This window comes from Saccharomonospora iraqiensis subsp. paurometabolica YIM 90007 (assembly GCF_000231035.2).
Classification (GTDB): Bacteria; Actinomycetota; Actinomycetes; order Mycobacteriales; family Pseudonocardiaceae; genus Saccharomonospora; species Saccharomonospora paurometabolica.
Map to the genome: position 1 here is coordinate 10,835 of NZ_KI912194.1, position 1,387 is coordinate 12,221.

Consider the following 1,387-nt stretch of genomic DNA (forward strand, 5'->3'; position numbering starts at 1 on the left):
CCCCCGCCGGGACCGGCCGGGGGAACCGCCGCGGGTAGGGGGTGCCGCGCCGGTCGAAGAACGCGGTGTCCACCGCGCCCGGCACCACCACCGTCACGCCGATCCCGTGTCCGGCCACCTCGTGCCGCACGCTCGCCGCCAGCGCGTGCAGCCCGGCCTTGGTGGCCGAGTACACGGCCTCACCGCCGACGGCCATCCCGCCCGCGATCGAGGACACCAGCACCAGGTGCCCGCGCCCACGCCGCAGCATGCCCGGCAGGACCGCGCGCAGGAGCAACGCCGGGGCCAGCAGGTTCACCCGCACCAGGTGCTCGACCTCGGCGGGTCCGGCGTACGCCAGCGGTCCCGCCCCACCGACCCCGGCGTTGCACACGAGCACGTCGGGCTCCCCGGCGACGTCCAGCACCGTGTCGACCGCCCCGGGCCCGGCCAGATCCGCCACACACGGCACCCCGCCGCACCGACGGGCGGACCGCTGCACCGCGTCGGCGCTGCGCCCCACCACCACGACCCGGCACCCCCGTTCGGCGAACACCCGCGCCGTGGCCGCCCCGATCCCGGACGACCCCCCGGTCACCACCACGGTGTCCCCGTCCCGCACCCACCCGTCCCCGTTCCACACTCCCCGCACCGCTCGTCCTCCCGTCCGTTCGTGGTCGCCGGTGTTGCCGTGAAGGGCACTTTCCCTGCGTCAAGCGCAGTGAGGGGCACATTCACTGCACCACACGCAGGAAAAGTGCCCTTCACGGCACAGCCGTGGTGGCCGCCCGGTGGAACGCCGCCGCGAGGGCGGACAGGTGTTGCGGGGGTGGGGACGGGGTGGTGAGGCAGATGGTGATGACGCCGCTCCAGGTGAGGGCGCCCCAGGCCACGCCCGTGCCCGGGGCCAGCGCCAGCACCGGGTAGGCCTCCGTCATCACGCGGCCGTGCCAGCGCACCGTCCTGCGCGGACCGGGCAGCACCGTGCCGATCCCGTTGAACCAGTCCCGCCGGTAGGCCGCCCGCGCCGCCGCCGCGTGCAGACGCGGCGGCAGCACGCTCAACAGGTGGACCACGAGGTTCGCCGCCTCCGGCACGCCCGCACCGATCCGGGAGCGCAGCGACTCCGCCACCTCCCGTGCCCGTGCGGCGCGTGCGTCCCGCCCGTCCGGTCCGAGGTCGCCGACCGGCAGGTCCACCGACACCGCCCCGGTGTGGTTGCCCGCGAGGCGGAGGCTGTCGGTGCCCCGGACCGACCAGGGAACCATCAGCCGGAACCGCGGTTCCTTCCCGTGCGGGTCCCCGCCGCCCTCCGGACCGGGGATCCCGGCCGCGCCGACCTCGCGCACCGCGTGGGCGAACGCGGCGGTCAGCCACTCGGCGGGGTGACGCCGGCGGCGCGGGCGTT

At 76.4% G+C, this 1,387-nt stretch carries 2 protein-coding genes; both read right to left on the reverse strand.

All coding sequences use genetic code 11. The annotated features are described in order from the left end of the window. A partial coding sequence (locus tag SACPADRAFT_RS24905; protein WP_007027618.1) for an SDR family NAD(P)-dependent oxidoreductase occupies positions 1-631 on the reverse strand: 631 nt, incomplete at its 3' end. 112 nt (positions 632-743) lie between these two features. Next, positions 744-1,387 (reverse strand): WS/DGAT domain-containing protein (locus SACPADRAFT_RS0201855; protein WP_007027617.1); only part of this gene is annotated, 644 nt, incomplete at its 5' end.